Raw genomic sequence first — 3286 nt, forward strand, 5'->3', positions numbered from 1 at the left:
TATTGCTCAAGCCCGTAATTCGAGACGTGTAAGCAATGGTTTTGCTTTCGAGATTCAGAATTGTAATAAAGACAATAATTCTGTAGTTTGTACTTTTATGGTTGCAAACTTAGGGGAAGTCAGAGATCTTTATTTTTATCCCCAAGACTCTATCGTCATTGATTCTACCGGCAAGCAATTGAAGGGATCGGAGGGCCGTATTGGAGGAATAGGTCGTGATATGGTATGGGTAAGAGATATGCCTTCTAGAGTCCCCATTAACGGAAAAATTCTCTTTAAAGGAAATTTGCCCGGAAGAATCGTTTATCTGCGATTAGTAGGTCCTGGTTTCTCAGTTGAATGGAGGTAATATAATATTACCTCGTTATCAGGTTCTACCTGAAGATTTTTCCTGTGGCAGCAGCATTGAGAATCGTAGGTTGGGTTGACGCCTGTTACCCAACAACTTCCTGGAATATTTTCACAATTTTTGTTGGGTTTCGCCTTTTGAGCCGATGGGTAATACCGGAGCAATAATGATAGCTCAACCCAACCTACGGGCTCTTCTCGACTTTGTGTGATCATTTTTGCTTATGGAATCGTGAAATGCTTATCGGGCAAGACTTTTAGGGCTATTTTGCGGATATTCTATCAGTATAGACCTCGTTTCCACACATAAACCAGAAGAGCCACCTACGGCTCTAAAGTATCATCAAAGAGAACTAAAATAATTTGGTGACTTCTCTGTGAACATTTCTCTTTCTATTTCTTGCTGGATTTCTCGTTGGTATTCTTCTCTTAGTCTCATAAGACTTTCTGTATGTTCTATACGCTGTTCAGCCACTTGTTTAAACTGAGGAAATATTGTGGCAAGTTTTTTAATTTCCTGCCGTAGATCGTCGATCGTCTCTTTTTGACGATAACGGATCCCATTCCCAAGAAACAAGTTCAGAAACATACTTATCAAATACATCTTTAAACTCAGGCAAAGTAGCAACAAACTCCTTTAACCTGTCCATTGTATCATAACTAAAACCGAGACTTTCAGGTGTTGCGGAAATCCACTGACTAATAGCAACCCTAAAATCTGGGTATTTCTCTAGTAGTATCCTAACATCGGCAGCAGATAAACCTCCGTCAACCATCTGTAACCATTGCTGACGAACAGAATTCCGTTGGACAGGATCAGTAATGTGGTCAAAACAGTTATCGAAGTATGACATATTTTTTTCTCCGAATTACTCATAATCTCATTTTAACCGTTCAGGGGGTGGTTGTCAAGCCGCCATTAGTATTGATTCTGTGGAAGGACTCTCCTGGGGTAGTATAAATGTAGAGGGAGAAACATTACCTCTCCAGATGCGAATCGCCGAGCGCCATCAATTCCAGGATTAGATTCCAAGGTAGCAGGCCGTAGCTTGAAAAATTCGCTAAAATATATATAATTAACTTGATCAGATTATTTATAAAGTCTGTTTAACAGCTAAAGCTAATAAAGTTGATTTTGAAGCCGATGACTAAAGAGCTACTCATAGAAATCAATCGAGAAGGAAACATCGAACTTCCTCCTGAAGTTCAAACCCGCCTCAACCCAGGAGATAAATACATGATTTCCCTGACGGAAGACTCCATCATTCTCAAAAAAGTTCATCAAGATAAAGTCAATTTAGAGCAATTCTTTGAGCGACTAGAAGCAATGGAACCAGATGCCAATCAACCGACTCTGGCTGAGATTAGCCAGATGATTAAAGAAGCTCGCCAAATTAGACGCGCCAACTCATGAAAGTTGTTCTAGATGTCAATGTTTGGATTTCAGGATTGTTGTGGGGAGGAGTTCCGGGTAAAATCCTTAAATTAGCTAAAAATCAAAGAATTACAATCTTTGCCTCCCAAAAGATCTTAGCTGATATAGAAGATACATTAGAACGACCCAAACTCCAATCTCGAAAACAATATTGTGGATATACAACAGCATACCTGATGACTATCGTTCAAGAACTTATACAACCTTGTGTTGACAGACTACTAGAAGTTCCTCAACTTAGAGATCCAGATGATGCTGTTATTTTAGCGAGCGCTATAGTTATTCAAGCAGAAGTTATTATTACAGGAGATTTAGATTTACTAACATTACATGACTTTGAAAATATCCCCATCATTACTCCCCAGGAATTTCTTAGTCGCTACTTTAATGAGTAGAGAAGAGGAGTAAGGTAATTAATTGAGATGGGATTTAATCATTATTCTTCAGTTAAAGTAAAATCAATTCGTTGATAAAATCCAGCAATGAGATTTGAAAATCTACAGAATACAACCTTAAATCATCATTCTCTGATTCAAATGCTTTAAACAACCATTCACCGTTATTTTGTTGATAAAATTGTTCGACATAATAACGGTATTGATCGATCAAAATATATTTCTTAAAGTCAGGAACTGAACGATAAAACTTAAACCTATCAGAGATTCGTAGGTTGGGTTGACGCAAGGAAACCCAACAACTTCCTGGAATATTTTCACAATTTTTGTTGGGTTTCGCCTTTTGAGCCGATGGGTAATACCGGAGCAATAATGATAGCTCAACCCAACCTACGGCTCGATTAATTAATAAACTTATTCAGGAATGATAGTTATGGCAATCAGAATCAAACTTTGGGCAGATTATGGAAGTTACCCACTTTGGGGAGTAGATGAAATTGATAACATTGCTCCTGAAGAATTGCCATTAAGTCAAGCAACTATTCAGCGTTTAAACGCATGGCAGGATACTTACGATAAGACTTTAAATCAAGACTATCCACCTTTATCAGATTTTCCTAATCAGCAAGCTGAAATGGATTTTAAACAAGAAGGAATTAGTTTATGGAAACAGTTATGTCTTGAACTGGCACCAGATTATGAAGTTTTCTACCAAAATGAAGGTCAATTGTTCAGACATCCTAAGGAAATAACCACAAAATCTACAGTACAAAAAATAACAGTTTGAGTATCATCACCTTCGGCTCTAGCGCAGCTTCAACCCTTAAGCGCAAACTAAAACCCTCTAAATCAACCAAAAAAGAAACCACAAAAGTTGGCTAAATTGCCTCTAAAAATACTATAAATACCCCTTCAATCAATCTTGAGGGGGTTTTGTTTTTTTATATCTCTTTTTTGGCAATAGATGCTATAATAAAAGGTCACTCTTTAAGATTGCTTGATCGATCGTGGACTTTGAGATTATCAGCGATATTACGAATATCGAGATTATTGCCACAGGAACAGGAATTCGTAATCGGGAACGGTTGCAAAAACAGTATGGCAAAGG

5 protein-coding genes and 2 pseudogenes are annotated in these 3286 nt (G+C 37.8%); 5 read left to right on the forward strand and 2 right to left on the reverse strand.

Going from position 1 to position 3286, the window contains the following annotated elements; genetic code table 11:
- The coding region (locus IQ242_RS26395) for a hypothetical protein (protein ID WP_228021116.1) at window positions 1–349 on the forward strand (349 nt) is incomplete at its 5' end.
- A 508-nt stretch (window positions 350–857) separates the two neighbouring features.
- Here IQ242_RS26395 and IQ242_RS20315 read toward each other — a convergent pair.
- Window positions 858–1202, reverse strand: a complete 345-nt coding sequence (locus IQ242_RS20315; RefSeq protein ID WP_193961201.1) for a hypothetical protein — start codon at window positions 1200–1202, stop codon at window positions 858–860.
- A 290-nt stretch (window positions 1203–1492) separates the two neighbouring features.
- Here IQ242_RS20315 and IQ242_RS20320 point away from each other — a divergent pair, with 290 nt between their 5' ends.
- On the forward strand, window positions 1493–1762 hold the full coding sequence (locus IQ242_RS20320; RefSeq protein WP_002768025.1) for a hypothetical protein: 270 nt from the start codon (window positions 1493–1495) through the stop codon (window positions 1760–1762).
- On the forward strand, window positions 1759–2178 hold the full coding sequence (locus tag IQ242_RS20325; RefSeq protein ID WP_002768023.1) for a putative toxin-antitoxin system toxin component, PIN family: 420 nt from the start codon (window positions 1759–1761) through the stop codon (window positions 2176–2178). The genes IQ242_RS20320 and IQ242_RS20325 overlap by 4 nt, the downstream gene beginning before the upstream one ends.
- A gap of 41 nt (window positions 2179–2219) precedes the next feature.
- On the opposite strand, the pseudogene IQ242_RS27280 reads toward IQ242_RS20325, so the two are convergent.
- Window positions 2220–2443, reverse strand: a pseudogene (locus IQ242_RS27280) (Uma2 family endonuclease); the annotation flags it as partial.
- Between the two features lie 168 nt (window positions 2444–2611).
- On the opposite strand from IQ242_RS27280, the gene IQ242_RS20330 reads away from it, so the two are divergent.
- Together IQ242_RS20330 and IQ242_RS26400 are read left to right on the forward strand one after the other, a co-directional pair.
- Window positions 2612–2965: a hypothetical protein gene (locus IQ242_RS20330; protein ID WP_043997464.1), complete on the forward strand. Its 354-nt coding sequence runs from the start codon at window positions 2612–2614 to the stop codon at window positions 2963–2965.
- Between the two features lie 20 nt (window positions 2966–2985).
- Window positions 2986–3060 (forward strand): annotated as a pseudogene (locus IQ242_RS26400) (PEP-CTERM sorting domain-containing protein); the annotation flags it as partial.
- Between the last annotated feature and the right edge of the window lie 226 nt (window positions 3061–3286).

The organism is Microcystis sp. LEGE 08355 (assembly GCF_015207185.1).
Lineage (GTDB): Bacteria > Cyanobacteriota > Cyanobacteriia > Cyanobacteriales > Microcystaceae > Microcystis > Microcystis panniformis.

Excerpts from the sequence above, each read along its gene's own strand:
- IQ242_RS20315 (WP_193961201.1), bottom strand. The coding sequence starts at position 1,202 with ATGTCATACTTCGATAACTGTTTTGACCACATTACTGATCCTGTCCAA.
- IQ242_RS20320 (WP_002768025.1), top strand. The coding sequence starts at position 1,493 with ATGACTAAAGAGCTACTCATAGAAATCAATCGAGAAGGAAACATCGAA.
- IQ242_RS20325 (WP_002768023.1), top strand. The coding sequence starts at position 1,759 with ATGAAAGTTGTTCTAGATGTCAATGTTTGGATTTCAGGATTGTTGTGG.
- IQ242_RS20330 (WP_043997464.1), top strand. The coding sequence starts at position 2,612 with ATGGCAATCAGAATCAAACTTTGGGCAGATTATGGAAGTTACCCACTT.